Source organism: Catenuloplanes indicus, assembly GCF_030813715.1.
Taxonomy (GTDB): domain Bacteria; phylum Actinomycetota; class Actinomycetes; order Mycobacteriales; family Micromonosporaceae; genus Catenuloplanes; species Catenuloplanes indicus.
Genome location: NZ_JAUSUZ010000001.1, coordinates 4,365,984 through 4,391,200, shown reverse-complemented (window position 1 = coordinate 4,391,200; position 25,217 = coordinate 4,365,984). Strand labels below are relative to the sequence as shown.

Sequence of the window (25,217 nt, the reverse complement as noted above, 5' to 3'; positions counted from 1 at the left end):
GCCGAACGTGGCGAGCCCGGCCGCACCCTGACGGCCGACTGGATCTCCACGGCCGTCCCGGAACGCTATTGATCACCGCTGGCCGAATCGATGGTACGGACCGCACAGCCGCGCTGTGGGTCTCCGCACTCGGCACTGCGGTCTTTCCGCCTCCGGCCTGCGGCCCGCCACAGGAGGGGCGGGTCTCAGCAAGCCGGGATCCACCAGTCGATGAGCGCCGGAAGCAGAGTGAAGAGCGCGGCCAGGACGAGGGCGGCCAGCACGATCGGCAGCACCGCGGCGGCCGGTGGCGCCGGCGGCACCGCCAGCCCGGGTTCGGACGCGCGTGCCGCGGGGATCTGGGGCTCGGCGGGCGTGACGGCGACGGTCGGCGTGGGCCGCGGATCCGGGGTGGCGAGCGCGGTACGCCACGTGTGCCAGCGGTCGTGTTCGTCGGCCGGCAGGTCGAGGGAGGTCAGGATGCGGTCGACGAAGTCGGCGGAGGGGACGCGGGCGGCGTTGAGAGCGGCACTGACCGTGCTGGGTGAGTAGTTGGCGCGGGCGGCGATCGCGCGCTGGGTGCCGCGGCGGCGGATCAGGTCGCGTAGCCGCTGGTTGAAGTCGGTGGGGGTGACCGGGTCGTCCGCGGCCGGCGACACTCGCTGCCGGGTCAATGCGTCGCGGGCCCGTTCCCAGGTGAGCCGGAGCGCGCGTTCGTCCGCACCGCACGCGGTGCCGTACGCGTGGGTGACCTGCCAGGTGGGCAGCGCGTCGCCGGATGCGGCGCGGCTGAAGACCGAGGCGGAGTAGCCGCCGGTGCGTTCCAGCTCGGGGTATGTCTTGCCGGACGCGCTCCGCAGCCGGCGCAGGTGCTCGGCCAGCGCGGCCAGCTCCCGTACCCCGGTGGTGATCGTCTTTTCCGGCCGTCCCATTGCGGTAGAAAATACCGCACAATAGGGTCAAACCAGGCCCGCGTCGTGGACCAGGATGGCGATCTGGACGCGGTTGTTCAGGCCGAGCTTGGTCAGCAGGCGGGAGACGTGTGCCTTGACCGTGGCGACGCTCATGAACAATTCGCCGGCGATCTCCGCGTTGGACTTGCCCTGACCGACCGCGATCGCGACCTCGCGTTCCCGCTCGCTGAGCGTGCCGAGCAGTGCCAGCGGCCGGTTGCGGGCCGGTGCGGGTGCGGGCGCGGCGACGTGCGCGATCAGCTGGCGGGTGACGGTCGGGGAGAGCGTGGCCTCGCCGGACGCGACGCGGCGGACCGCGTGGATGATCTCGGTGGGCGGCGTGTCCTTGAGCAGGAAACCACTGGCGCCGGCGCGCAGCGCACGCAGCACGTACTCGTCCAGGTCGAACGTGGTCAGCACGATCACCTCGGGCGCGTCCGGGCGGGTGCGGACCGCCTCCGTCGCGGCCAGGCCGTCCACCCGCGGCATCCGGATGTCCATCAGCACCACGTCCGGGCGGTACGCCTCGATCGCGGCGGCCACCTCCGCGCCGTCCGCGGCCTCGCCGACCACGGTGATCTCCGGCGCGGCGCCGAGGATCATCGAGAGCCCGGTCCGGACCAGCGCGTCGTCGTCGACGATCAGCACGCGTACCGGCGGGGTCAGGTCTTCGGCCACGGCAGCCATGCCTCCAGCGTGAAGCCGCCGCCGGGCTCGCGGCGATGATCGAGTCGTCCACCGGCCAGTGTGGCACGCTCGGTCAGCCCGACCAGGCCGGTCCCCGCGCCGGGCAGCACCGGCGCTCCGACCGTGAGCGGGCCGGGGTTGCGCACCCGGATCGTCAGGCCGGAGCCGGGCACGCCCGCGACCGACACCGTGACCAGCGCGCCGGGCGCGTGCTTGCGGGCGTTCGTCAAACCCTCCTGGACCATCCGGTACGCCGTGCGCCCCACCGCGTCCGGCGGGTTCTCCGGACCGTCCGGCAGCTCCAGCGTGACCCGGGTGCCGGCCGCGCGCGACTCCTCGACCAGCGCGGTCAGGTCCGCCAGCGTCGGCTGCGGCCGCTCCGGCTCACCGGTGGGCGCGGGCTCGCGCAGCACGCCGATCACCTCGCGCAGGTCCTGCAACGCCTGGTGCGCGCTGGCCCGGATCACGCCGGCGGCCTTGGCCACCTCGGCGGCCGGGGCGTCCGGCCGGATCTCCAGCGCGCCCGCGTGCAGGCTGAGCAGCGAGATCCGGTGCGCGAGCACGTCGTGCATCTCGCGCGCGATTCGGGTCCGTTCCAGCTGCCGGGCCTGTGCCACGCGCAGCTGCTGCTCGGCCTCGGCGCGCTCGGCCCGGTCCCGCAGCGAGCGGACCAGCTGCCGGCGGGACCGGATCAGTGAACCCCAGAGCAGGTTGATCGACGCGAAGACCGCGGTCCAGGCGATGGTCGCCCAGTAGCCGATCGCCGGGTCCGGCCGTACCGCCGCGTAGACCAGCGTGGGCGCGACGTTGAGCGCGGTCAGCGCGGCCGCGACCGGGAAGCGGCGGTGCACGGCCACGCTGAACAGGATGATCAACGCGGCGCCGCCGCTGGCCGCGGAGAAGACGCCGAAGAGCACGCCGAGCAGCGCCAGCGACACCGGACGGCGGCGGCGCCACCAGAGCGCGACGCAGAGCACCAGGCTGAGCGCGAGATCCACGCAGAGCAGCCAGGCCGGGCCGCGGCGGACGCCGTCCGCGCCCCAGCCGTAGAACTCCTGCGCGGTCACCGCGATCGCGAAGCCCGTCGCGAAGAGGAACGTCAGCGAGTCGACCACCCAGTCCCGGGTGGTGCGCGGGCGGACCGGCTCGTCGTCGTCCAGCGCGTCCAGCGCACCGAGCAGTGAGGTCGCCACCATGATTCTCAGGCTACGGACCGGGCGCCGGGGGCCGGTACCGACCAAAGTCGAAGCGGAAACGCGACTTTGGTGACCGCGACGTCAACCGCGGGCCGACGCGGGCGACCGGGTGGCTCGGCCAGGCTTGTCGACATGATTACGGCTGACCACCTGACGAAACGGTACGGCGCGCACACCGCCGTCGACGATGTCTCGTTCACCTGCGAGCCCGGCACGGTCACCGGCTTCCTCGGCCCGAACGGCGCGGGCAAGTCCACCACCATGCGCATGATCTGTGGACTCACCGCACCCTCGGCGGGCAGCGCGACCGTGGCGGGCGTGCCGTTCCGGCGCCTCGACAACCCGGGCCGCCGGATCGGTGTGCTGCTGGACGCGTCCGCGCAGCACGGCGGCCGTACCGGCCGGGAGGTGTTGTCGCTGTCCGCGATGACCATGGGCGTGCCGCGATCCCGGGTGTCGGCCGTGCTGGACCTGGTCGGGCTGGACGGCAAGGCCGCGCGCAAGCGGGTACGCCAGTACTCGCTCGGCATGCGACAGCGGCTCGGCCTGGCTCACGCGCTGCTCGGCGAGCCCGGCATCCTGATCCTGGACGAGCCGGCGAACGGCCTCGACCCGGAGGGCATCTTCTGGATGCGCGGCCTGCTGCGTGACTTCGCCGACCGGGGCGGCACCGTGCTGCTCTCCTCGCACCTGCTGCGCGAGGTGGACGCGGTCGCGGACCGGCTGGTGATGATCGGCGGCGGCCGGATCGTGGCGCAGGGTGACAAGGCCGAGCTGCTGGCCGGCGGCGGGACGCTGGTCCGCGCGGTGGACCCGGCCGCGCTGGTCACCGCGCTGGACCGCGCCGGGCTGTCCCACACCCGGACCCAGGACGGCGCGCTGCTGGTCAGCGCGGAACCGGGCGCGATCGGGTGGGCCGCGGCCGAGAACAACGTGGTGCTGCTGGAACTCCGGCCCGCCGACGGCGGCGGCCTGGAGCAGATGTTCCTGAGCCTGACGGCCGCACCGGCCGCCGCGGGCGACGCTGTCAAGGAGGGCGCGCGATGACCGGGACCGTGGAGCTGGAGAGGCCGGCCACGCTGCCGGCCTCGCACGAGGGACGCGGCCACAGGCGGGCCTCGCTGCTCACGCTGACCGGCGTGGAGCTGCGCAAGCTCGCGGACACCCGGGCCGGCCTCTGGCTGCTGATCGTGATCGCGCTTTGCGTGGTGCTGACGCACGTGGTCATGCTGGCCACCGAGGAGCCGCGGAGCGCCGCGAACTTCGCCGAGCTGATGGGCTTCGCGCAGATCCCGGTCAGCATCCTGCTGCCGGTGCTGGGCATCCTGGCGATGACCGGCGAATGGTCGCAGCGGACCGCGCTGACCACGTTCGCGCTGGTCCCGGCGCGGGGCCGGGTGATCGCCGCGAAGCTGCTGGCCGCAATCGTGATCGCGCTGATCACCACGGCGGTGACCGCGGGCACGTCCGCGCTGGCGAATCTGGTCGCGATCGCGGTGGACGGCGACGGCTCCTGGACGCTCCAGCCGGAGGCACTGCTCGGCTTCGTCGCACTGGAGATCGCGTACGTCCTGATGGGTTCCGCGTTCGGCGCGCTGCTGCTCAACTCGCCGCTGGCGATCGTGCTCTACTTCGTGGTCCCGACGCTGTGGAGCACGCTCGGCGCGATGATCTCCCGGCTCCGCGACGTGGCCGCGTGGCTGGACATGAACACCACCTCGCTGCCGATCGGCAACGCGGATGTGACGTCCGGCGAGTGGGCCCGGTTCGGCGTGTCCGCGCTGTTCTGGGTGGCGGTCCCGCTCGTCCTCGGCACGATCCGGATCATGCGCCGTGAGGTGAACTGACGCTCCGGGGGGTGCGGCGGCTGCCGGGTCCGGTTCGGGCCCGGCAGCCGCGTGTCCTCAGAGCACCACCTCGGGTTTGATCCGGGCCACCGTCCACACTCGGTGGCGGCGCGCGCCGAGCGCCGTGAGCAGCAACGCGCCCAGCAGGTACGCGACCAGGATGGAGACCGCGCGGCCGACCGCCATCAGGTCGCCGCCGTACATCAGATGGCGCAGGCCCTCGACCGAGTAGCTCATCGGCAGCACGTGGTGCAGCCCGTGCAGCGGTGCCGGGATGGTCTGCCACGGGAACGTACCGCCCGCGCTGACCAGCTGCAGGACCATCAGCACCAGGCCGAGGAACTGGCCGACCGCGCCGAGCCAGGCGTTGAGCATGTGGATGATCGCGATGAACGTGGCGGACGCCAGCATCATGAACGCGGCCATGCCGGCCGGGTGCACCGGATCGAACCGCAGCGGGAACAGCACGACCGCGAAGAGCAGGCCCATCTGCGCGGCACCGAGCAGCGCGGGCGCGAGCCAGCCGCCGACCGCGACCCGCAGGCCGGACTGGTTGGCCGCCATCGCACGCGTCGAGAGCGGACGGACCAGCAGGAACAGCACGTACCCGCCGATCCACGCGGCCAGCGAGAGGAAGAACGGCGCTAGGCCGGCGCCGTAGTTGGCGGCCTCGTTCTGGCGCACGGTCTGCACGTCGACCGGGTCGGCGATGGTGCCGGCGGTGGCGGCGCGCGTGCTGTCGTCCAGCCTCGGGATCTCGGCCAGTCCGCCGCGCAGGCCGGTGGCCAGGTCGCGGGCGTTCGTGGCGAGCGTGCCGAGGCCCTGCTCCAGATCCGCCGAACCGTCCGCGAGCTTCGCGGAACCGCTGGCGGACGCGGCGAGACCGTCCCGGAGCGCGATCGCGCCCTTGCTGATCGTGTCGCTACCGTCCGCGAGCCGGGTGGCGCCGGTGTTCAGCGCGGCCGCGCCGACCGCGGCGTCGTTGATGCCGGCGGTGAACCCGGGCACGGTACGGGCCAGCGCGGTCGCGCCCGCGTCGACCTGTTCCGCGCCGAGCGCGAGCGAGTCGAGCCGGGTGGCGAGCGCGGCCATGTTCGCCCGTGAGGTGGCCAGCGCGGCGCGGATCTCGTCCAGCCTGGCGCCGAGCGCGGCCACCTCCCCCTCGGGCACCCCGAGCGCGGCCAGCCGCCCGGTCAACTCGGCGTCGGGGCTGCTCACGGCGGCACCGGCCGGCACATCAGGATCGGCGAACCCACCGGCCGCGGTGGCAGCCTCGCGCGCGCCGGCCGCGACCGACGCGGCGCCGTCCGCGAGCGTGCGTGCCGACCCGGGCAGCGCGGCCGACGACGTGCGCAGCGTGCTCAGCCCACCGGCGAGGTCGTCCGCGCCGGTGGCCAGCGTGCGCGCGCCGGCGCCACCGGCCTGCGCCGCCGCGGCCAGGTCACGAGCGCTGCCGAGCAGGTCGTGGTCGCCGCCGGCCAGTTTGGCGCTGCTGTTCGCGATCTTCTCCGCGCCGTCGTGCGCCTTGCCCGCGCCCTCGGCGAGCTTGTCCGCACCGTCCGCCGCCTCGGACGTCCGCTCGTAGATGTGCTGGAAACCGAGCAGGAACCGCTCGGCCGCGCGCGTGCCGATCTGGCGGGACAGCGAGTCCTGGATCTTCGTGGCGACCTGCGCCGCGATCGTGTGCACCACATAGTTGTTCGCGTCGTTGGTGGTCAGCACGATCGTGCCGGCACGCGGCGGACCGCCGCCCTCGACCGCCTCGGTGGTGGAGATCAGCGCGGCGGAGAAGTCGGCCGGGATGCGCAGTGCGAAGTCGAACTCGCCGTCCCGGACACCGGCCTCCGCCGCGTCCGCGGTGGTGCGCCGCCAGTCGAACGCGCCGTCCTCGACGAGTTCCGTGCCGACCTGCGCACCGGCCTGCATCAGCGAGCCGTCCCGCTGGGTGGCGCCGACGTCGTCGATCACCAGCGCGGCCGGCACCCGGTCCAGCCGCGCGTACGGGTCGGAGTTCGCGTAGAGGTACAGACCGCCGTAGAGCAGCGGGACCGCGGCCAGCGCCAGTACCACCAGCCTCGGGGTACGGCCGGCGGTGAGCCTGCGCAGCTCCGAGACGGCCAACCGGACAGCACTCACGAAATCTCCTCGGTGTGTCGGCCCATCGATGCGGTGTCCCGGGTCAGGCCGGACGTGCCCAGCTCCCGGCGGCGGACCGTGCCGATGGTGAAGCCACCGGCCGCCGGTGCGTCCGGGTCGGCGTTGCCGAGCCGGACCGCGCGCAGTCCGAGCAGCTCCGCCGAGGTGTCCGTGCACTGCACGATCACGCCGTAGCCGCGCGCCGCGAGCACGCCGGCCAGGTCCCACCAGGCGCCGGGCCCGCCGCCGTGCCGGTCCGGGAGGGTCAGCACGAGCACGCCGACACCGGGCCGGAGCGCGGCCAGTTCGGCGAGCACGCGGGTGCGCACCGGGCCCGGCACGTGCTCGGTGCGGGTCTCCGCGTAGACCAGCGCGCCGTGCCGGTCCAGCCACTCCCGGACCGCCCGCCGGCCGGCCCGGGCTCGCGCCATCGACAGTTCCTCGCCGACCACGGCCGCGAGCGGCAGCATCTCGTCCGGTTCGCTGATACCGGGCACGTCGACCAGTGCCACCGCCTCGCGCAGCCGCTTCCCGGAGTGCCGGCCGTCCAGCGTGACGTCGCCGGCGCCCGGTTCCAGCCGGCCGCCGAGCGCCAGCGCGAGCGCGGTGTGGCCGTGGCCGGGCGGCCCGGCGACCGCGACCCGGCGGCCCGCGACCACGCCGACGCTGGTCGGCCGCAGCAGCAGCCCGTGCGGCCCTTTCGCGGTGACCGCGCGGGCCTCGATCGCCACCGCCTCGACCGGTTCCTCCAGCAGCACCTGCGGCTGGGTCTCCACCGCGTACAGTCGCTCGATCTCCGTGGCGAACAGCGCGGAGAGCAGCCGGCGGCGCGGCCGGAGCGTGGGCGTGAGGTGGCCGGACCGCCGGGACAGGCCGCCGGGCAGGATCTCGAACCGGCGGATCTGCTCGGCCGCCGACGTCCGCGCGTTGGCCGCGTCGATCGCCACCCGGATCGCCTCGATCACCCGTGGGTCCGCGGCCGGGCTCTCCGCGTCCGGGAACGCGCGCCGGACGGCGCTCTCCTCCAGTGCGATCAGCCCCGCGACGTACGGCCGTCGCTCGCCGACCGCCAGGCAGTGCGCGACCAGCGGGTGTGCGCGTACCGCCTCCTCCAGCGCGACCGCGGCGACGCGCCGCCCGGACTGCAGCGTGATCATGTCCTCGACGCTGCCGGCGATCCGCAGGTAGCCGTCGTCATCCAGCGCGCCGAGGTCACCGGTGTGCAGCCAGCCGGACGCGTCCACCACCGGCTCCCGGTCGACCTCGGACGGTCCGTCGTAGCCGGGGAAGACGCCCGGGCCGCGCACGAAGACCTCACCGTCCGGGCTGACTCGCACCTCGACGCCGGGCAGCGGCGTGCCGACCGTGCCGGGCCGGTGCAGCGCCGGCGTGTTCAGCGTGACCGCGGCGGTGGCCTCGGTCAGCCCGTAGCCGGTGAGCAGCGGCAGGCCCGCACCGTGGTACAGCCGGCCGAGCCGGTCGCTGACCGGTGCGCCACCCGTGATCAGGTACTCGGTCCGGCCGCCGAGCGCCTCCCGCAGCGCCGCGAACGCCCGCTCGTGCCGCCCGCGCCGCAGCCGTCCGCGCAGCCCGCCGGTCCCGGCCAGCGCGGCCCGCTCGGCCGCGTCGTCGCCGCCCAGGTGCCGGCCCCACAGGTGCTCGAAGAAGCGCGGCGGCGCGGCCAGCACCGCGGGCCGCAGCTCGGCGAGATCGGCCAGGATCCGCTCCGGACCGGTGTGCGCGACCCGCGCGCCGCCGATCAGCGCCGCCAGGTGCACGATCCGCCCGAAAATGTGCGACAGCGGCAGCGCGGACAGCACCGTGCGCGGCTCGCCGCCGAACAGCTGCGGCAGCGCCTCCCGGATCGCGCGCGCGGCCGTGTCGAGATTCGCGTGGGTGAGCCGGCAGGCCGCGGGCCGCCCACCGACGCCGGACGTGTAGACGACGGTGGCGACCGCACCGGACGGCATCGCGGCCGGCGGAATCGTGCCGAGCGTCGGCACGTCCAGCGCGGACAGCGGCGTCAGCGGCCCGCCCACACCGGCCTGCCAGGCGTGCGGCAGACCGGCCGCCGCCACCCGCGTGGTCAGCGCCGGATCGTCGACGGTGACCACGCAGGCAGCCGCGCCGCAGCACCGCAGCATCCAGTCCAGCTGCTCACCGGGCACCTCCTCCTGCAACGCGACCGGAATCGCCCCGATCCACCAGGCCGCCAGGTCCGTGACCGCCCACTCGTACCCCGGCGGGCCCAGGATCGCGATCCGGTCCCCCGCGCCGAGCCCGGCCGCGAGCAGCCCGCCCGCCCGCTTGCTGATCCGGGTCTGCAGCTCGGCGGGAGCAAGTTCATGCCAGCCGGCGACGGTCCGTTCACAGAGGAGGGCGCGCTCCGGCCACCGCTGCGCCGACACCGCCACACCGGCAGCGTAAGACCGATCGAAGCCCTGTATAACGTTAATCGGTCTTACCGGCCAAGAGACGACATGATGTGCTAAGAACCGAAATTCCTTCAGAAGTCGATATTCCCGCTTCCGGCGTGGCCGGGTCACGGTGCTCCCGCGGGCACCGGTCCCGCCCACCCCACCACCCAAAATCGCGCCCGCAACCCTTGCCGCACCTGCCACGTCCCCCGCTTGCCGCGTTGCCCGCGCTTGCCGCGTTGCCCGTGCTTGCCGCAGTTCCTGCTTGCCGCGTTACCCGCGCTCGCCGCGCACGTGCCCGTTGCCGCGTTGAGGCGTTGCGCCGCCCGCCACCTCAACGGGGCACTTCGTGCCGAAATTTCGGCATGAAGCAGATCGCCATGGCGTTTCGGTGCGCCCGGCGGCCGTCCGCCACCCGCGACGGGAGTGGAAGGGAGGAGCGCCAGCGACGACCGGTGCCCGCGGGAGCATACGGATCGCGGCCACGCCGGAAGCGGGTGTATCCGCGTTTTGAAAGGTTTTCAGGCGGCGATCTGGTCGCGGATGCCGGTGTTGAGCCAGGAGAGGACCGCGTCCGGCCAGGCCGGGGGTGAGAAGAGATAGCCCTGGCCGAACGGGCAGCCCATGTCCAGCAGCATCTGCCTGTGCGCCGGGTCCTCGACGCCCTCCGCGACCACGCCGAGGTTGAGGTTGTCGGCGATGCTGACGATCGCGGCGACCAGCGCGCGCTGCTGCCGGCTGCTGGAGATGTCGTCGATGAACGATTTGTCGATCTTCAGGATGTCGACCGGCATCTGGCGGAGGTAGCTGAGCGAGGAGTAGCCGGTGCCGAAGTCGTCGATCGCGATCCGCACGCCCATCTCGCGCAGCCGGGCCAGGTCCTGCCAGACCGACTCGTCGTCGCGCAGCAGCAGGCTCTCGGTGATCTCCAACAGCAGGCGCCACGGTGCCACGCCGCTCTCCGTGATCACCTTGGCCACCTCGTCGACGAATCCGGGGCTGCGGAACTGCCGCGCGGAGACGTTCACCGAGACGTAGCGCAGCGGCGCGGCCGGGACGAGTTGCCGCCAGCTCGCGATGGCCAGCAGCGCCTCGCGCAGCACCCAGGCGCCGATCGGCACGATCGCGCCGTTCTCCTCCGCGACCTCGATGAACTCGCCCGGCCCGATCAGGCCGCGGGTCGGGTGCTGCCAGCGGACCAGCGCCTCCAGCCCGACGATGTCCTCGGTGGCCAGGTCCACGATCGGCTGGTACTGCAGGACCAGTTGCTGGTCCTCGACCGCGGTGCTGAGCGCGGCCCGCATCTCCAGCCGCTCCACCATCGCGGTGTGCAGGTCGGTCTGGTAGCGCTGGTAGCGACCTTTCCCGTCGCCCTTCGAGACGTACAGCGCGAGGTCGGCCTGGCGTTGCATCTCGGCCGCGTCGTGCGCCTCCACGCTGGTGGTGACGCCGATGCTGACCGCACCGCCGACCATCGCGGAGCCGCCGCTGTCGTAGCGCAGCTCGAACGGTTCCGCGCACGCCTCGACGATCCGGGCGGCCACGTCGTCCGCCTCGGCCGGGCCGTGCGACTGCTCGATCAGCACCGCGAACTCGTCGCCGCCCATCCGGGCCACGGTCTCCTGCGGGCCGACCACGCCGGCGATCCGGGCGCCGACCGCGGCCAGCAGCCGATCGCCGACGACCAGGCCGAGCGTGTCGTTGACCACCTTGAAGTCGTCGATGTCGATGAACAGCAAGCCGACCACGGACCGGTCGCGCTGGGCCAGCGTGAGCGCGTGCTCCAGCCGGTTCTGCAGCAGCAGCCGGTTCGCCAGGCCGGTCAGCGTGTCGTGGAAGGCCTGGTGGGCGAGGTCGCTCTCCAGTCGGCGGCGCTCGGTGACGTCGCGCATGGTCAACACGGCGCCGCGTACGGTCGGCTCGTCGCGCATGTCCTGGATCGTGCACTCGACCTGCACGGTGCGGCCGTCCGCGCCCAGCCCGACCAGGTCGAACGCGGTCGCCTGCCCCCGGCCGGCGCGCAGTCGCTGCAGTGCCTCGCGCAGCCGTTCGTGCTGCTCGCCCACGATCAGGTCGGTGACCGGCGTGCCGGCCAGCGTGGGCGCGGCCGTGCCGAAGACGTTCGCGGCGGACGGGCTGGCGTACCCGATCCGGTCGTCGTCGCCGACGATCAGGATCACGTCGGACGTGTTCTGGATCAGCGTCCGGAAGTAGGACTCGTGCTTCCGCCGGCTGATCTCCGCGCCGAGCGCTATCCGGTCGATCGCCATCGTGCCCTGCGACACCAGCGCCTCGAACACCGGTCGCAGCCGCCACAGCACCGGCTCGCGCGCGGCCAGGCAGATCCAGGTGAACTGCAGCGTGGACGAGCCCTCCTCGGGCAGTAGCGGTCCCGGTGCGCGCAGCGCGACCGTGAAGCCGTCCAGCGGTTCGCCGTGCGTCGGCGGTAGCGCCTCGACCGGTTGCAGCGTGACGCCGTCCGCGAAGAACTCCTCCCGGGTCATGCCGGTGAAGATGCCGGCGCTCTCCAGCACGTACGGCTCGTCCGGCGGCATCAGCTCCGCGACCGCGGCCCGGACCGCGGCCGCGACCTCGGCCGGGGTGGCCGCGGAGACGAGTTGCGCACCGGCCTCGCGCAGCACCCGCTCCCGGTGGCTGATCTGCCGGTGGTCCGCGAGCAGCCCGGCGAGCCGGCCGATGACCAGCAGGAACATCAGCGCGGAGAACGCCGCGATGACCGGCGCGTCGGAGACCGCGCCGTCCAGGTTCTCGTAGACCAGCACGGCCGGCGCGACCAGCGCGGCCGCGACCAGCGTGGCGAGCCGGCGCCACCCGGCGGCCCGCGGCAGGGCTCCCGCCTGCGTGTGCGCGGTGAGCCGGGTCATCGACGGGTCCAGCGCCGCGTACCCGAGCAGCGTGTAGAAGACGACCCAACCCAGGTCGATCGAGCTGCCGGTGTGCCAGTCCCGGTTGAGCCGGTGCAGGCCGTAGAGCATGTCGGTGCCGAGCAGCGCGGTCACGCCGGCGGTGAGCGCGGTGATCGAGGTGTGCCGGGTGCCGGGCGCGCCGAGCAGCCGCACCAGCATGGCGAGCGCGAGCACGTCGCCGATCGGATAGCCGATCGCGGTGAGCTTCTCCGCCGTGCTCAGGTCCGTGTCCCGGACGAACGGGCCGATCCAGAACACCCAGACCAGCAGCGCGATAGCGGCCGTCGGGACCAGCGCGTCGAGCAGCGCGGCCCGATCCGCCGCGCCGGACCGGAACCGGATGAAGATCAGCAGTGCGGCGGCCAGCAGCGGATAGGACAGCAGGTAGAACGCGTCCGCCACGGACGGGAACCGGGCACCGCCGCCGAGCAGGTTGTAGATCGCATCGCCGAGCGTGAACGTCACCAGCACGCCGCACAGCAGGAACCAGGGCAGCGCCCGTCCCGGCCGGTTGAGGAGCACCCCGGCCAGCACCGCGATCGAGGCGGAGAAGCCGAGCGCGGCCCACACCGCGCCCTCGTACGCCGGAACCGCGTAGTAGGCGCCGGTCAGCGCGACCATCCACACGCCGAAGCAGGCCCGCGCGAGTCGGGTGGACATCAGCTCTCCGTTCCGGTGTTGCTTCCGAGGTGCATTTCGGTAGCAAACCGGTGGATCTGACTAATATCCACTTAATTCAATCGCTGGCGTCACCGGGCGGGTCTCCATGGCCGCCACCGGCGCTCGCGGGTGCCGCGGCCGGCAGGCTTGCGATCACCCCGAGCGCGGTGGCAGCCGCGATCGACCGTCTCATGGCGCAACTTTAGGGTTGTGCCGAGCGCCGCTGCGGCGCCACCCGAGGCTAATTGCCACCTTTGAATGAGTTGTTGCGACGGTGCTACTGCTGCTGGGTCCAGACCTGCTCGTCCAGCCACTTCGCGTGGGTCTCCCACGCGGACTGCTTGGTGCAACCGAGCGACTGTCCGATTTGGGCCCACGACGCGCCGGCCTTGCGAGCGGTGCGCACGTCGAGCTGCCGGCCGTAGGTCGCCTTGCGGGCGATCAGTTCGCCGAGGGCCAGCAGCTCCAGCGCCTCCTCCTTGGACAGCGGGGCCAGACCGGGGTCGAGCGGGGTCTCGTCCGGGGACGACGATGCCGAGGCCAGGGCATCGCGGGTGCGCAGAATGTCGTAGCGGGCCACGGCAGTCAACAGGGTGTACTCGTACTCGAGATCATCCGGCGCAGGCATGTCTCCAGCGTGCCCGTCAAGACGTCTTGACGGCAACCGATTCCCACGTCAGAAAACAGACCAAAACCCATAAAACCGCGGCCAGCGTACGCGGAGAGTCCGCGACCGGAAACGATCAGCTGAGCCCGATGCTCGCCAGCATCGCGACCGCCTCGTCCGGGCCGGGCAGCGACTCCCATCCCGCGCGCAGGTCGCGTACCCGCTGACGATAACCGTCGTCGGCCAGCACCGCGGCGACCTCGGCCGCGGCCCGCTCCGGCTTGACCGTCTCCGCGTGCAGCACCCGGCCGAGGCCCAGCGCCTCCACCCGGGCGCCGTTGTCCGGCTGGTCCGCACCGAGCGGGGTCAGCAGCATCGGCAGGCCATGCGCGATCGCGCCGAGCACGCTGCCCGAGCCACCGTGCGAGATGACCAGATCGCAGCGGTGCAGCAGCTCGTCCTGCGGCACGAACCGTTCGATCCGCACGTGCGGCGGCTGCGGGCCGAAGACCGCCGGATCGATGTGCCGGCCCACGGTCATCACCAGGTCGGCGGGCAGCTCACGCAGGCCCGCGAGCATCCGCTCGAACAGGTCGCCGGACTCGGTGTTGAACGCGGTGCCGAGCGTGAAGTAGATCAGCGGGCGTTCGCCGCGTTCCGCCGGCACGGGCAACGCCGAGGCCGGCCGGATCGCGCGGGCCGTGGGCGGCAGCGGGAACGCCGGGTCGCGGAAGCCGGGCGGGGCCGGCTCCAGCATCAGGTGCCGCCCGAGCATGGCCAGCTCCCGGTCCGGCGGCAGGCCGAACTCGGCGCGCACCTCGCCGATCGCCTCCGCCGTGTATCCGGCCTGCATGAACGAGCCGGCCACCAGCACCACCACGGTCGCATACGGCAGGCCCAGCTTCTCCGCCGCGATCATCGCGCCCACGTTCACCTCGTCGCAGACGATCAGATCCGGCCGCCACCGGTCCGCCAGTTCCAGGATTTGCGCCGCGCGCTCCCGTCCCGACTTGCGGATGAAGTGATCCGTGATGACCCGCCGCTCGCGCTCCAGGTCCAGCGGAGCGAGCGGTTCGCGCTCGGGCCGCGGCTCCGCCGGCGGCGGCCCGCCGTCGGACAGCGGCACGAACCCGGCGTCCCGGATCGCGCCGGCCATCTGCGGCCCGCCCAGCACCGCGACGGTGTGGCCGGCCCGCTGCGCCGCGCGGGCGATCGGGACGAGCGGCAGGAAGTGCCCGAACCCCCCGATGAAGGAGAAGAGGATGCGCATGCGCGAATCTTATTATATGAGAGGTCTATCCCGCTGTACGGGATGTCGGGTCTACCGTCGGGGTATGTACACGCACGGTCATCATGAGTCGGTGCTGCGCTCGCACCGCTGGCGCACCGCGGAGAACTCGGCCGCCCACCTGCTGCCGCACCTGCGCCCCGGCCAGTCACTGCTGGACATCGGCGCCGGCCCCGGAACGATCACCATGGACCTGGCCGCGCTGGTCGCACCGGGCCGGGTCACCGCCACCGAGATCAGCGAGGACGCGCTGGCACTGTCCCGGGCCGAGGCCGCCACCCGCGGCATCACCACCGTCGATTTCACGGTGGCCGACGTGCACACGCTGCCGTTCCCCGACGACACGTTCGACGTGGTCCACGCCCACCAGGTGCTCCAGCACGTCACCGACCCGGTCCGCGCACTCACCGAGATGCGCCGCGTCTGCCGGCCCGGCGGCGTGGTCGCGGTCCGCGACAGCGACTATGACCGCTTCGCCTGGCACCCCGCAGTCCCGGAACTGGACGAGTGGCTCGCGCTCTACCGCGCCACCGCCCGCGCCAACGGCGGCGAGCCCGACGCCGGCCGCCGCCTGCTCTCCTGGGCCCTGGCCGCCGGCTACACCGACATCACACCTGGCGCCGCCGTCTGGTGCTACGCCACCCCCGACGACCGCCGCTGGTGGGGCGCCCTCTGGGCCGACCGGATCACCCAGTCCGCCATGGCCCACCAGATCCTGGCCGCCGGCACCGCCACCGAGCACGACCTCCAACGCCTCGCCACCGCATGGCGCCGCTGGTCCGACGCGCCCGACGGCTGGTTCACCATCCTCCACGGCGAACTCCTCTGCCGCGCCTGACCGTGACAAATGGCGCCTGCCGCACGGTGGGACGCGGCTATGAACGGTGGGAACCGGTAGATCACTTCGAGGGTTCAGCCGACGGCTGCGGGGCCGAGGACGCTCTTCAGGTCGCCCATCAGGGCGGTGGTCGGAGCGACGCGGGTGCCGAGGCGGAGGACGGTGGTGCGGCCGCCGTTGACGAGTTTGACGTGGATCTCGTTGTCGCCGGGGTGCAGCATCAGCACCTCCTTCAGGCGTTCGACCAGGGGTGGGGTGCAGCGGGTGATCGGCATGGTGAGCACGACGGGCTTGGCGTCGGGGTTGGCGGTGACGTCGGGCATCATCATGTCCATCGCCATGATGCGCGGGGTGTCGTCGCGGCGGTCGATGCGGCCCTTGACGACGACGATCGCGTCCTCGGCGATGTACTGGCCGACCATCTCGTAGGTGTTCGGGAAGAACAGTGCCTCGACGCCGCCGGCCAGGCCCTCCAGCGTGGCGGAGGCCCAGGCCTTGCCCTGCTTGGTGACGCGGCGCTGGACGCCGGAGAGGATGCCGGCCAGCGTGACGACGGCGCCGTCCGGGACGGTGCCCTCCTCGGCGAGCGCGGCGATGCTGGTGTCGGCGTGCTGCTGGAGGACGTGCTCGAGGCCGAAGAGCGGGTGGTCGGAGACGTAGAGGCCGAGCATCTCGCGCTCGAACGCCAGCTTGTCGCGCTTGTCCCACTCCGAGTCGGGGATGGTCGGCATGGCCACGGTGGCGGACGGGGCCGCGTCGCCGAAGCCGGCGCCGAACAGGTCGAACTGGCCGACCGCCTCGTTCTTCTTGACGCCGGAGTACGCGTCGATCGCCTCCGCGTGCACGGCGAGCAGGCCCTTGCGGGTGTGGCCCATCGAGTCGAACGCGCCGGCCTTGATCAGCGATTCGATCGTCTTCTTGTTGCAGGCGACCGCGTCGACCTTGGACAGGAAGTCGTAGAAGTCGGTGTACTTGCCCTTCTCGTCCCGGCAGCGGCGGATCGCCTCCACCACGTTCGTGCCGACGTTGCGGACCGCGGCGAGACCGAACCGGATGTCCTTGCCGACCGGGGTGAACGGGCCGGCCGACTCGTTGACGTCCGGCGGGAGCACGCTGATCCCCATCCGCCGGCACTCGGCGAGGTAGAGCGCCATCTTGTCCTTGTCGTCGCCGACCGAGGTGAGCAGGCCGGCCATGTACTCCGCGGGGTAGTTGGCCTTGAGGTAGCCGGTCCAGTAGGAGACCAGCCCGTAGCCGGCGGTGTGTGCCTTGTTGAACGCGTAGTCCGCGAACGGGACCAGCACGTCCCAGAGCTTCTGGATCGCCTCGTCGGAGTAGCCGTTGCCGCGCATGCCGTCGCGGAACGGGACGAACTCCTTCTCCAGCACCTCTTTCTTCTTCTTGCCCATCGCGCGGCGCAGCAGGTCGGCCTGGCCGAGCGAGTAACCGGCCAGCTTCTGTGCGGCGCGCTGCACCTGCTCCTGGTAGACGATCAGCCCGTAGGTCGGGCCGAGGATCTCCTTGAGCGGCTCCTCCAGCTCCGGGTGGATCGGGATGATGTCCTGCAGGCCGTTCTTGCGCAGCGCATAGTTGGTGTGCGAGTCCGCACCCATCGGGCCGGGCCGGTAGAGCGCCAGCACCGCCGAGATGTCCTCGAAGTTGTCCGGTTTCATCAGGCGCAGCAGCGAGCGCATCGGGCCGCCGTCGAGCTGGAACACGCCGAGCGTGTCACCGCGGGCCAGCAGCTCGTAGGTGGCCTTGTCGTCCAGCTCCAGCGCGAGCAGGTCCAGCTTGAGACCGTGGTTGATCTCGATGTTCTTGACCGCGTCGTCGATGATCGTCAGGTTGCGCAGGCCGAGGAAGTCCATCTTCAGCAGGCCGAGCGTCTCGCAGGTCGGGTAGTCGAACTGCGTGATGATCGCGCCGTCCGCGTCCCGGCGCATCAGCGGGATGTGCTCGATGATCGGCTCGGCGGACATGATGACGCCGGCGGCGTGCACGCCGGTCTGCCGGATCAGGCCCTCGATCCCGCGCGCGGTGTCGATCACCTTCTTGACGTCGTGCTCCGCCTCGTAGAGCGCGCGGATCTCGGTCGCCTCGGAGTACCGCGGGTGGTTCGAGTCGAAGATGCCGGAGAGCGGGATGTCCTTGCCCATCACGGCCGGCGGCATGGCCTTGGTGATCCGGTCGCCGACCGCGTACGGGTAGCCGAGCACGCGGGCGGAGTCCTTGATCGCGGCCTTCGCCTTGATCGTGCCGAACGTGGCGATCTGGGCGACCCGGTCCTCGCCCCACTTGTCCGTCACGTAGCGGATCACCTCGGCACGCCGGCGCTCGTCGAAGTCGATGTCGACGTCGGGCATCGAGACGCGGTCCGGGTTCAGGAACCGCTCGAAGATCAGGCCGTGCGGCAGCGGGTCCAGGTCGGTGATGCCCAGCGCGTACGCCACCAGCGAGCCGGCCGCGGAGCCACGACCCGGGCCGACCGCGATGCCGTTCCGCTTCGACCACTGGATGAAGTCCGCGACCACCAGGAAGTATGACGGGAAGCCCATCTGGATGATGATCCCGAGCTCGTACTCCGCCTGCGCGACGTGCGTCTCCGGGATGCCGTTCGGGAAGCGCCGCTTGAGCCCCTCGAACGCCTCCTGCCGGAAGTACGACTCCTCCGTGTGGCCCTCCGGCACCGGGAAGCGCGGCATCAGGTTCTTGAACGTGAACATGCCGGTGGTGTCGACCTTCTCGGCCACCAGCAGCGTGTTTTTACACCCCTCCTGCCAGGCGTCGGAGGAGTCGATCGCCCGCATCTGGTCCGCGGACTTCACGAAGTAGCCGTTGCCGTCGAACCGGAACCGGTTCGGGTCGTCCACGTTCGCGCCTGTCTGCACGCAGAGCAGCACGTCGTGCGCGGCGGACTGCTCCTCGTAGGTGTAGTGCGAGTCGTTGGTGACCACCGGCTTGATGTTCAGCTTCCGGCTGATCTCCAGCAGGCCGTCGCGGACCCGGCGCTCGATCTCCAGCCCGTGATCCATGATTTCCAGGAAGTAGTTGTCCTTCCCGAAGATGTCCTGGTACTGCCCGGCGACCTTGAGCGCCTCCTCGGGCTGGCCCAGGCGCAGGCGGGTCTGCACCGCGCCGGACGGGCAGCCGGTGGTCGCCATGATCCCCTTGGCGTGCTCGGAGATCAGCTCCATGTCCATCCGCGGCCACTTGACGTAGTGGCCCTCGAACGAGGCGCGCGAGTTCAGCTTGAAGAGGTTCTTCAGGCCCTCCGCGGACTGCGCCCACATGGTCATGTGGGTGATCGCGCCGTTACCGGAGACGTCGTCCGACTTCTGCTCCGGCCGACCCCACTTCACGCGCTGCTTGTGGAAGCGGGACTCGGGTGCGACGTACGCCTCGACGCCGATGATCGGCGTGATCTCCGCGGCCTTGGCCTGCTTGTAGAAGTCGTACGCCCCGTGCATGTTGCCGTGGTCACTGATCGCCACGGCCGGCATGCCGAGCCGCTTCGCCTCCTTGAAGAGATCCTTCAACCGGGCCGCTCCGTCGAGCATCGAATACTCCGTGTGCACGTGGAGGTGCACGAACGAATCGCCCACGGCAGGACTCACCCCGTCTTCGAATCTGCTTCCAGCGCTCCCCGGAGCGACCACTCTAGTCGTTTCCGGGGAGCCGGACGGCGTCGGAACGGGGGTGTTTCGTCACGCCTTCGTGAAGACCCAGGCCCGCATCAGGAGGAACCGCAGCAAGGTGGCCATCAGGTTGGCGCCGACGAGTATCAGCAGCTCAATGACCCTGTGTGGGGTCTCTGTGACTGCGTGCAACGCGGCCAGTGATCCGCTGGTCAAGCCGAGGCCTAGACCGAAGATCATCAATCCCTGGAGGTGGTGCCGCGCCGCGCCCTCGGTGCCCTGCACGCCGAACGTGAAGCGCCGGTTCGCGGCCGTGTTGCCGACCGCGGTAATCAGCAACGCCAGCAGGTTCGCGGCCTGCGCTCCGAGACCGAGCCGGAGGAGTGCATAGATCACCAGGTATGCGAGCGTGCTGGCCACGCCGACCGCGGCGAACCGCAGCAGCTGGCCGGTCATCCCCACCGGTACGCCAGGGACCGGGGCGAGCGGCGCGCGGCCGAGCTGGGTGCGCAGCTCGGCCACGGGCAGCCGGCCGGTGGCGAGCGCGCGGCCGAGGCGGGCGATGCCCTTCAGATCCGCGACCGCGGTCGACACGATGTCGACGCGGCTGTCCGGGTCGTCGACCCAGTCCACCGGCACCTCGTGGATCCGCAGGCCGGCGCGCTGCGCCAGGACCAGCAGTTCGGTGTCGAAGAACCAGCCGGTGTCCTCGACCAGCGGCAGCAGCCGGTCGGCCACGTCCTTGCGGATCGCCTTGAAGCCGCACTGCGCGTCGGAGAAGCTGGCCTGCAACGTGCCGCGCAGGATCAGGTTGTAGCCGCGGGAGATGATCTCGCGCTTGGCGCCGCGGACCACCCGCGCGTTGCGGGACAGCCGGGACCCGATCGCCACGTCGCTGTGCCCGGAGATCAGCGGCGCGACCAGCGGCAGCAGCGCGGCCAGGTCGGTGGAGAGGTCCACGTCCATGTACGCCAGCACCGGCGCGCCGGACGCGGACCACACCTCCTTCAGCGCATGGCCGCGGCCCTTGCGCGGCAGGTGGGTGACCGACACGCCGGGTAGCGCCGCCGCGAGCCGCCGCGCGACCTCGAGCGTGCCGTCCGTGCTGGCGTTGTCCGCGACGGTGATCCGGAACGGGTACGGGAAGGACGCGCTGAGGTGCTCGTGCAGCCGGCGCACGCACGGCTCCAGGTCGCGCTCCTCGTTGTAGACCGGGATGACCACGTCGAGCGCGGCGGTGACCGGTGCGGTCGCCGGCGGTGCGCTCTCTCCGGCGGTGATCGGCATGGCTCAGCTCTCCTGCGACGCGGAGGCGGGCACGGTCAGGTCGTAGACGGTTGTGTCGTCCACGGTCTGCGACGCGAAGTTGGCCTGGACCCACGTGGCGATCTCCGCGCTGACCTGGCTGCTGCCGTCGCGTCCGCCGCCGCCGAAGCCGCCGTCCCCGATGAAGTAGTGGATCTTTCCTTCTTCGACGTACTCCTGGAACTGCGCGAGCGAGGGTGCCGGATCGGTGCCGTTGAAGCCGCCGATCGCCATCACCGGGTCACCGGTGGCCAGCTGATACCCGGAGGCGCGGTTCGAGCCCACCGCGGCCGCGATCCAGGTGTATCGATCCGCGTCCTTCTCCAGCAGCGCGATCATCTCGTCGCTCGGCGCGGAGCCGTTGAGCAGCCCACCCATGCCTCCGGCGTTGCCCCGGCCACCGAAGCCGTAGAACGGCTGCCCCTGCGCGCCGCCGGGAAAAACGCCGTTCGGCATGGCCTGGCCGCCGCCGGGCATGGTCTGCCCTCCACCGGGGATGGCCTGGCCGCCGCCCGGGAAGCCGCCGGGGAAACCGCCTCGGCCGCCGCGTCCGCCGCCGCCCGGACCGCCGCCGAAGCCACCGGCCGTCATCGGCCCGGCCGACGGGATCGAGCCGGTGTGCGGCGTACCCGCGGTGTCGATGGCGTAGGCAGCGGGTGCCGCCAGCGTGATCGCGGCCGCGACCACGCCGACCGGCACCGCGATCCGCGCGGCCAGCCGGCTGGTCGCCGCCAGCGCCACCGCGGCCGCGATCCCGCCGATCAGCACGGTCCAGCGCAGCCAGGGCAGCCAGTCCGCGCTGCGCCCGAGCAGCACCCAGGCCCAGACCGCGGTGCCCGCGACCGTCACGGCCAGCAGCGCGATCGCCCACGGCCTGCGCCGCCGGGACCAGAGCAGCGTTCCGCCCATGCCGGTCAGCGCGCCGATCGCCGGCGCCAGCGCGACCGTGTAGTACGCGTGAAAGATGCCCTGCATGAAGCTGAACGTGAGCGCGGTGACGACGAGCCAGCCACCCCAGAGCACAAAAGCCGCACGGGTACGGTCGGTGCGCGCCCGGCGCGCGGTGATCACCAGTCCGGCGATCATCAGCAGCAGCGCGGCCGGCAGCAGCCAGGCGATCTGACCGCCCTGTGCGGAGTCGAACATCCGCAGGATGCCGGACTCGCCCCACATGCCACCGCCGCCGCCCGGCCCGGCCATGCCGCCAGGACCGCCGGTGCCGCCACCGCCGACGCTGCCGGTCTCGTTGCCGTTGAGCCGCCCGAGCCCGTTGTAGCCGAGTGTGAGCTCCAGGATGCTGTTGTTCTGCGAACCGCCGATGTACGGCCGGGAGTCCTCCGGCCACAGCTCGACCGCGAGGATCCACCAGCCGGCCGCGACGATCATCGCGCCGGCCGCGCCGAGCAACTGCAGGATCCGCCTGCCGAGCCGCGGTGGGCCGGCGATCAGGTAGACCAGGCCGAGCGCGGGCAGGATCAGCAGCACCTGGAGCATCTTGGCCAGGTAGCCGAGGCCCATGAAGGCGCCGCAGAGCAGCAGCCAGGTGGTCGCGCCCGTCTCCAGCGCGCGGACCATCGCCCAGCACGCCGCGATCATCAGCAGTACGAGCAGCGCGTCCGGGTTGTTGAAGCGGAACATCAGCGCCGCGACCGGGGTGGTGGCCAGCACCGCGCCGGCCAGCAGCGCGGCCGCGGGCGGGAACCAGCGCCGGACCGTGGCGTAGAGCAGCGCGACCGAGCCGACGCCCATCAGCGCCTGCGGGACCAGCATGCTCCACGAACTCATGCCGAAGATCCGGGCGGTGAGTGCCATCGGCCACAGCGAGAGCGGCGTCTTGTCGACGGTGATGAAATTCGCCGCGTCCGAGGAGCCGAAGAAGAACGCCTTCCAGCTCTCCGAGCCGGCCTGCACCGCGGCCGCGTAGAACGAGTTCGCCCAGCCGGAGGCGCTGAGGCCCCAGATGTAGAGGACGCCGGTCGCGATCAGCAGCGCGTAGAGCGCGGGACGGGCCCAGGCCGGGTCGTCATCCGGCCCGCGGAGGATCCGCTCCCGCCGCGACCGCGGCACGGCCGGCGCCGCCGCGGGCGCATCCAGCGGTGCCTCCGCGGTGGCCGGTGCCTCCGCGGTGGCCGGTGCCTCCGCGGTGGCCGGTGCCTCCGCGGTGGCCGGTGCCTCCGCGGTGGCCGGTGCCTCCGCGGTGGCCGGTGCCTCCGCGGTGGCCGGTACCTCCGCGGTGGCCGGCGCCTCCGGGGGTGGCGGAGGCGAGGTGGGCAACGTCGAGGTCATGAGCTTCGTCCTTCGCTCAGCGAGATCGGTGCGGCGGGCATGTGGAATCACGACAAGACGGGCCATTCGGTCAGACCTCAGCCCTGGTAACCAGGATCGACCGGACATCTCACCGTGCGCTCTGGCGAAGCTGTAAAGAAGCTGGGAATACGCGCTCGCCGATGGGACGACGGCCGTGAGGTTACGCCCCCGCGGGGACCGCGCCCACCGCGAGCGGCATCGACACCAGGAACTCCGTCCGGCCCGGCCGGCTGCGCACGTCGATGCGTCCGCCGTGCGCGGTGACCACCGCGTGCACGATGGCCAGCCCCAGCCCCGTGCTGCCCGCGGCGCGCGAGCGGGAGCTGTCGCCGCGCGCGAACCGCTCGAAGACGTGCGGCAGCAGCTCCGCCGGGATGCCCGGCCCGGTGTCGGCCACCAGCACCGCGGCCCGGTCGTTGCGGCGCTGCACGGAGACCGTCACCTCGGTGCCGGGTGGCGTGTGCGTGCGCGCGTTGGCCAGCAGATTCGCCAGCACCTGATGCAGCCGGGCCCGATCGCCGAGCACCTCCACGTCCGTACCCTCGGGTGGCAGGTCGAGTCGCCAGACGTGGTGCGGGCCGGCCGCGTGCGCGTCGCTGACCGTGTCGACCGCGAGCATCGCCAGGTCGACCGGTTCGTGCTCCAGCGGGCGTCCCGCGTCCAGCCGGGCCAGCAGCAGCATGTCCTCGACCAGCAGCGTCATCCGCTTCGCCTCGGACTCGACCCGGTTCAGCACGTGCGCCACCTCGGGCGCGACCTCCGCGCGGCTGCGGCGGGTCAGTTCGGCGTACCCACGGATCGCGGCCAGCGGCGTGCGCAGCTCGTGGCTCGCGTCCGCGACGAACTGGCGCACCTGCGTCTCGCTGGCGTGCCGGGCGGCCAGCGCGGCCTCGATGTTGCCGAGCATGCGGTTGAGCGCGGCACCGACCTGGCCGACCTCGGTGCGCGGGTCGGTGAACTCGTCCGGCAGCCGATCGGCCAGCGCCACCTCGCCGCGGTCCAGTTCCAGCTCCGCGACCCGGCCCGCGGTGGCGGCGACGCGGCGCAGCGGGCGCAGCGTACGCCGGATGATGACCACCCCGGCGAACCCGGCGACGATCAGCGCGCCGACCGTGACCGCGGCCAGTATCACCGCGACCTGCACCTGCGTGTTCTCCACCTGCGCGGTGGGCAGACCGGTGACGACCAGGTCGCCGTTGCGGGTCCACTGCGCCTTCAGCCGGTAGTCGCCGTACCCCGGCAGGTGGAAGGTGCGCGGACGGCCGTCCACCGGAACGGTGACCAGGACGTCGGAGAGCGCCGCGGTGGCGTCGATCTCCGCCAGGTCGTCGCTGAGGATGCGGACGCCGGTCCGGTGGTCACTGTTCAGGTAGGCGACGAGCGTGCCGGCCGGCTGGCCGCGCCCGATCCACTCGTCCGGCCGGTTGTCGTTCCCCGGCATCGGCGCGTCGTCCGGCGGTGGTCCGAAGGTCTCGGCGCGTTCCGCGGTCGTGTCCAGCTGCCGGTCCAGCTGGTCCTGGAGGTTCTTGTGCAGTGCCAGCTCGGTGACCACGGAGATCAGCAGGCAGGCCGTGGCCAGCAGCGCCAGCATGGTGGCGACCAGCCGGGTGCGCAGCGGCCAGCCCTTCGGACCGCGCGGCAGGTCAGTCCGCGGGCTTGAGGACATAGCCGGCCCCGCGCATGGTGTGGATCATCGGTTTCCGGCCGGCGTCGATCTTCTTGCGCAGGTACGAGATGTACAGCTCCACCACGTTCGCCTGGCCGCCGAAGTCGTAGTTCCACACCCGGTCCAGGATCTGCGCCTTGGAGAGCACCCGGCGCGGGTTGCGCATCAGGTAGCGGAGCAGCTCGAACTCGGTCGCGGTCAGAGTGATCTGGTCGCCGCCGCGGCGCACCTCGTGGCTGTCCTCGTCCAGCGTGAGGTCACCGACCACCAGCTCCGCGTCCGAGCGCATCGCGGCCCGGCCGGCCCGGCGCATCAGCCCGCGCAGCCGCGCCACCACCTCCTCCAGGCTGAACGGCTTCGTCACGTAGTCGTCGCCGCCCGCGGTCAGGCCCGCGATCCGGTCCTCCACCGAGTCCTTCGCGGTGAGGAACAGCACCGGCACCTCGGGCGCCTCGCCACGCAGCCGGCGCAGCACCTCCAGCCCGTCCATGTCCGGCAGCATCACGTCCAGGATCACCGCGTCCGGCCGGAACTCGCGCGCGGCCCGCACCGCGCCGCCGCCGTCACCGGCCGAGCGCACGTCCCAGCCCTCGTAGCGAAGCGCCATCGACAGCAGCTCCGCCAGCGTGGACTCGTCGTCGACCACCAGCACCCGGACCGGGCTGCCGTCCGCGCGGCGCAGGTCCTGGCGTGTGTCGGAGTGCGTCGTCATCGTCATGGTCCGATCGTGTGCCCGCCATCTGAGCAGCACCTTTACCGACCCTGTGTA

At 72.1% G+C, this 25,217-nt stretch carries 16 protein-coding genes; 3 read left to right on the top strand and 13 right to left on the bottom strand.

Annotated features, from left to right (window positions below):
- Positions 1–185: 185 nt before the first annotated feature.
- From J2S42_RS19695 to J2S42_RS19685, 3 genes are read right to left on the bottom strand one after another with little or no spacing between them, the layout of a single operon-like run.
- Complete coding sequence (locus J2S42_RS19695) at positions 186–911, bottom strand: transcriptional regulator (RefSeq protein WP_307241240.1); 726 nt, start codon at positions 909–911, stop codon at positions 186–188.
- 27 nt (positions 912–938) lie between these two features.
- The gene (locus J2S42_RS19690; RefSeq protein WP_307241238.1) at positions 939–1,619 is read right to left on the bottom strand and encodes a response regulator; all 681 of its coding nucleotides are present in this window, start codon (positions 1,617–1,619) and stop codon (positions 939–941) included.
- Positions 1,595–2,815 carry a sensor histidine kinase gene (locus tag J2S42_RS19685; protein ID WP_307241236.1) on the bottom strand — a complete coding sequence of 407 codons (1,221 nt, stop codon included), beginning with the start codon at positions 2,813–2,815 and terminating at the stop codon, positions 1,595–1,597. The genes J2S42_RS19690 and J2S42_RS19685 overlap by 25 nt, the downstream gene beginning before the upstream one ends.
- 132 nt (positions 2,816–2,947) lie before the next feature.
- On the opposite strand from J2S42_RS19685, the gene J2S42_RS19680 reads away from it, so the two are divergent.
- Positions 2,948–3,862 carry an ABC transporter ATP-binding protein gene (locus tag J2S42_RS19680; protein ID WP_307241234.1) on the top strand — a complete coding sequence of 305 codons (915 nt, stop codon included), beginning with the start codon at positions 2,948–2,950 and terminating at the stop codon, positions 3,860–3,862.
- A complete protein-coding gene (locus J2S42_RS19675; protein WP_307241233.1) occupies positions 3,859–4,662 on the top strand; it encodes an ABC transporter permease in 804 nt (267 codons plus the stop codon). The genes J2S42_RS19680 and J2S42_RS19675 overlap by 4 nt, the downstream gene beginning before the upstream one ends.
- Before the next feature lie 57 nt (positions 4,663–4,719).
- On the opposite strand, the gene J2S42_RS19670 is transcribed toward J2S42_RS19675, so the two are convergent.
- The 5 genes from J2S42_RS19670 to J2S42_RS19650 all read right to left on the bottom strand — a co-directional run bounded on the left by J2S42_RS19670 (position 4,720) and on the right by J2S42_RS19650 (position 14,679).
- Positions 4,720–6,798 carry a YhgE/Pip domain-containing protein gene (locus J2S42_RS19670; protein WP_307241231.1) on the bottom strand — a complete coding sequence of 693 codons (2,079 nt, stop codon included), beginning with the start codon at positions 6,796–6,798 and terminating at the stop codon, positions 4,720–4,722.
- Positions 6,795–9,212 (bottom strand): AMP-binding protein, encoded by a 2,418-nt coding sequence (locus tag J2S42_RS19665; RefSeq protein ID WP_307241229.1) that lies wholly within the window; start codon positions 9,210–9,212, stop codon positions 6,795–6,797. The genes J2S42_RS19670 and J2S42_RS19665 overlap by 4 nt, the downstream gene beginning before the upstream one ends.
- 524 nt (positions 9,213–9,736) lie before the next feature.
- Positions 9,737–12,802 (bottom strand): putative bifunctional diguanylate cyclase/phosphodiesterase, encoded by a 3,066-nt coding sequence (locus tag J2S42_RS19660; protein ID WP_307241227.1) that lies wholly within the window; start codon positions 12,800–12,802, stop codon positions 9,737–9,739.
- Positions 12,803–13,079: 277 nt separating this feature from the next.
- The gene (locus J2S42_RS19655; RefSeq protein WP_307241225.1) at positions 13,080–13,430 is read right to left on the bottom strand and encodes a hypothetical protein; all 351 of its coding nucleotides are present in this window, start codon (positions 13,428–13,430) and stop codon (positions 13,080–13,082) included.
- 115 nt (positions 13,431–13,545) lie between these two features.
- Complete coding sequence (locus J2S42_RS19650; RefSeq protein WP_307241223.1) at positions 13,546–14,679, bottom strand: glycosyltransferase; 1,134 nt, start codon at positions 14,677–14,679, stop codon at positions 13,546–13,548.
- Between the two features lie 64 nt (positions 14,680–14,743).
- Here J2S42_RS19650 and J2S42_RS19645 point away from each other — a divergent pair, with 64 nt between their 5' ends.
- Positions 14,744–15,535: a class I SAM-dependent methyltransferase gene (locus J2S42_RS19645; protein WP_307241221.1), complete on the top strand. Its 792-nt coding sequence runs from the start codon at positions 14,744–14,746 to the stop codon at positions 15,533–15,535.
- Between the two features lie 74 nt (positions 15,536–15,609).
- On the opposite strand, the gene dnaE is transcribed toward J2S42_RS19645, so the two are convergent.
- The 5 genes from dnaE to J2S42_RS19620 all read right to left on the bottom strand — a co-directional run bounded on the left by dnaE (position 15,610) and on the right by J2S42_RS19620 (position 25,166).
- Complete coding sequence (dnaE, locus tag J2S42_RS19640; RefSeq protein ID WP_307241219.1) at positions 15,610–19,137, bottom strand: DNA polymerase III subunit alpha; 3,528 nt, start codon at positions 19,135–19,137, stop codon at positions 15,610–15,612.
- A gap of 102 nt (positions 19,138–19,239) precedes the next feature.
- On the bottom strand, positions 19,240–20,457 hold the full coding sequence (locus tag J2S42_RS19635; RefSeq protein ID WP_307241217.1) for a bifunctional glycosyltransferase family 2/GtrA family protein: 1,218 nt from the start codon (positions 20,455–20,457) through the stop codon (positions 19,240–19,242).
- Positions 20,458–20,460: 3 nt separating this feature from the next.
- Positions 20,461–22,761 carry an ArnT family glycosyltransferase gene (locus J2S42_RS19630; protein WP_307241216.1) on the bottom strand — a complete coding sequence of 767 codons (2,301 nt, stop codon included), beginning with the start codon at positions 22,759–22,761 and terminating at the stop codon, positions 20,461–20,463.
- A 181-nt stretch (positions 22,762–22,942) separates the two neighbouring features.
- The gene (locus tag J2S42_RS19625) at positions 22,943–24,373 is read right to left on the bottom strand and encodes a sensor histidine kinase (RefSeq protein WP_442320104.1); all 1,431 of its coding nucleotides are present in this window, start codon (positions 24,371–24,373) and stop codon (positions 22,943–22,945) included.
- 52 nt (positions 24,374–24,425) lie between these two features.
- The gene (locus tag J2S42_RS19620; RefSeq protein ID WP_307241212.1) at positions 24,426–25,166 is read right to left on the bottom strand and encodes a response regulator transcription factor; all 741 of its coding nucleotides are present in this window, start codon (positions 25,164–25,166) and stop codon (positions 24,426–24,428) included.
- Positions 25,167–25,217 lie beyond the last annotated feature (51 nt).

Bases quoted from the DNA above. Each gene is read 5' to 3' on its own strand.
- J2S42_RS19645 (WP_307241221.1), top strand. From the start codon at position 14,744: ATGTACACGCACGGTCATCATGAGTCGGTGCTGCGCTCGCACCGCTGG.
- J2S42_RS19675 (WP_307241233.1), top strand. From the start codon at position 3,859: ATGACCGGGACCGTGGAGCTGGAGAGGCCGGCCACGCTGCCGGCCTCG.
- J2S42_RS19650 (WP_307241223.1), bottom strand. From the start codon at position 14,679: ATGCGCATCCTCTTCTCCTTCATCGGGGGGTTCGGGCACTTCCTGCCG.
- J2S42_RS19625 (WP_442320104.1), bottom strand. From the start codon at position 24,373: ATGCTGGCGCTGCTGGCCACGGCCTGCCTGCTGATCTCCGTGGTCACC.
- J2S42_RS19660 (WP_307241227.1), bottom strand. From the start codon at position 12,802: ATGTCCACCCGACTCGCGCGGGCCTGCTTCGGCGTGTGGATGGTCGCG.
- J2S42_RS19620 (WP_307241212.1), bottom strand. From the start codon at position 25,166: ATGACGATGACGACGCACTCCGACACACGCCAGGACCTGCGCCGCGCG.
- J2S42_RS19635 (WP_307241217.1), bottom strand. From the start codon at position 20,457: ATGCCGATCACCGCCGGAGAGAGCGCACCGCCGGCGACCGCACCGGTC.
- J2S42_RS19690 (WP_307241238.1), bottom strand. From the start codon at position 1,619: ATGGCTGCCGTGGCCGAAGACCTGACCCCGCCGGTACGCGTGCTGATC.
- J2S42_RS19685 (WP_307241236.1), bottom strand. From the start codon at position 2,815: ATGGTGGCGACCTCACTGCTCGGTGCGCTGGACGCGCTGGACGACGAC.
- J2S42_RS19680 (WP_307241234.1), top strand. From the start codon at position 2,948: ATGATTACGGCTGACCACCTGACGAAACGGTACGGCGCGCACACCGCC.
- J2S42_RS19630 (WP_307241216.1), bottom strand. From the start codon at position 22,761: ATGACCTCGACGTTGCCCACCTCGCCTCCGCCACCCCCGGAGGCGCCG.
- J2S42_RS19695 (WP_307241240.1), bottom strand. From the start codon at position 911: ATGGGACGGCCGGAAAAGACGATCACCACCGGGGTACGGGAGCTGGCC.
- J2S42_RS19655 (WP_307241225.1), bottom strand. From the start codon at position 13,430: ATGCCTGCGCCGGATGATCTCGAGTACGAGTACACCCTGTTGACTGCC.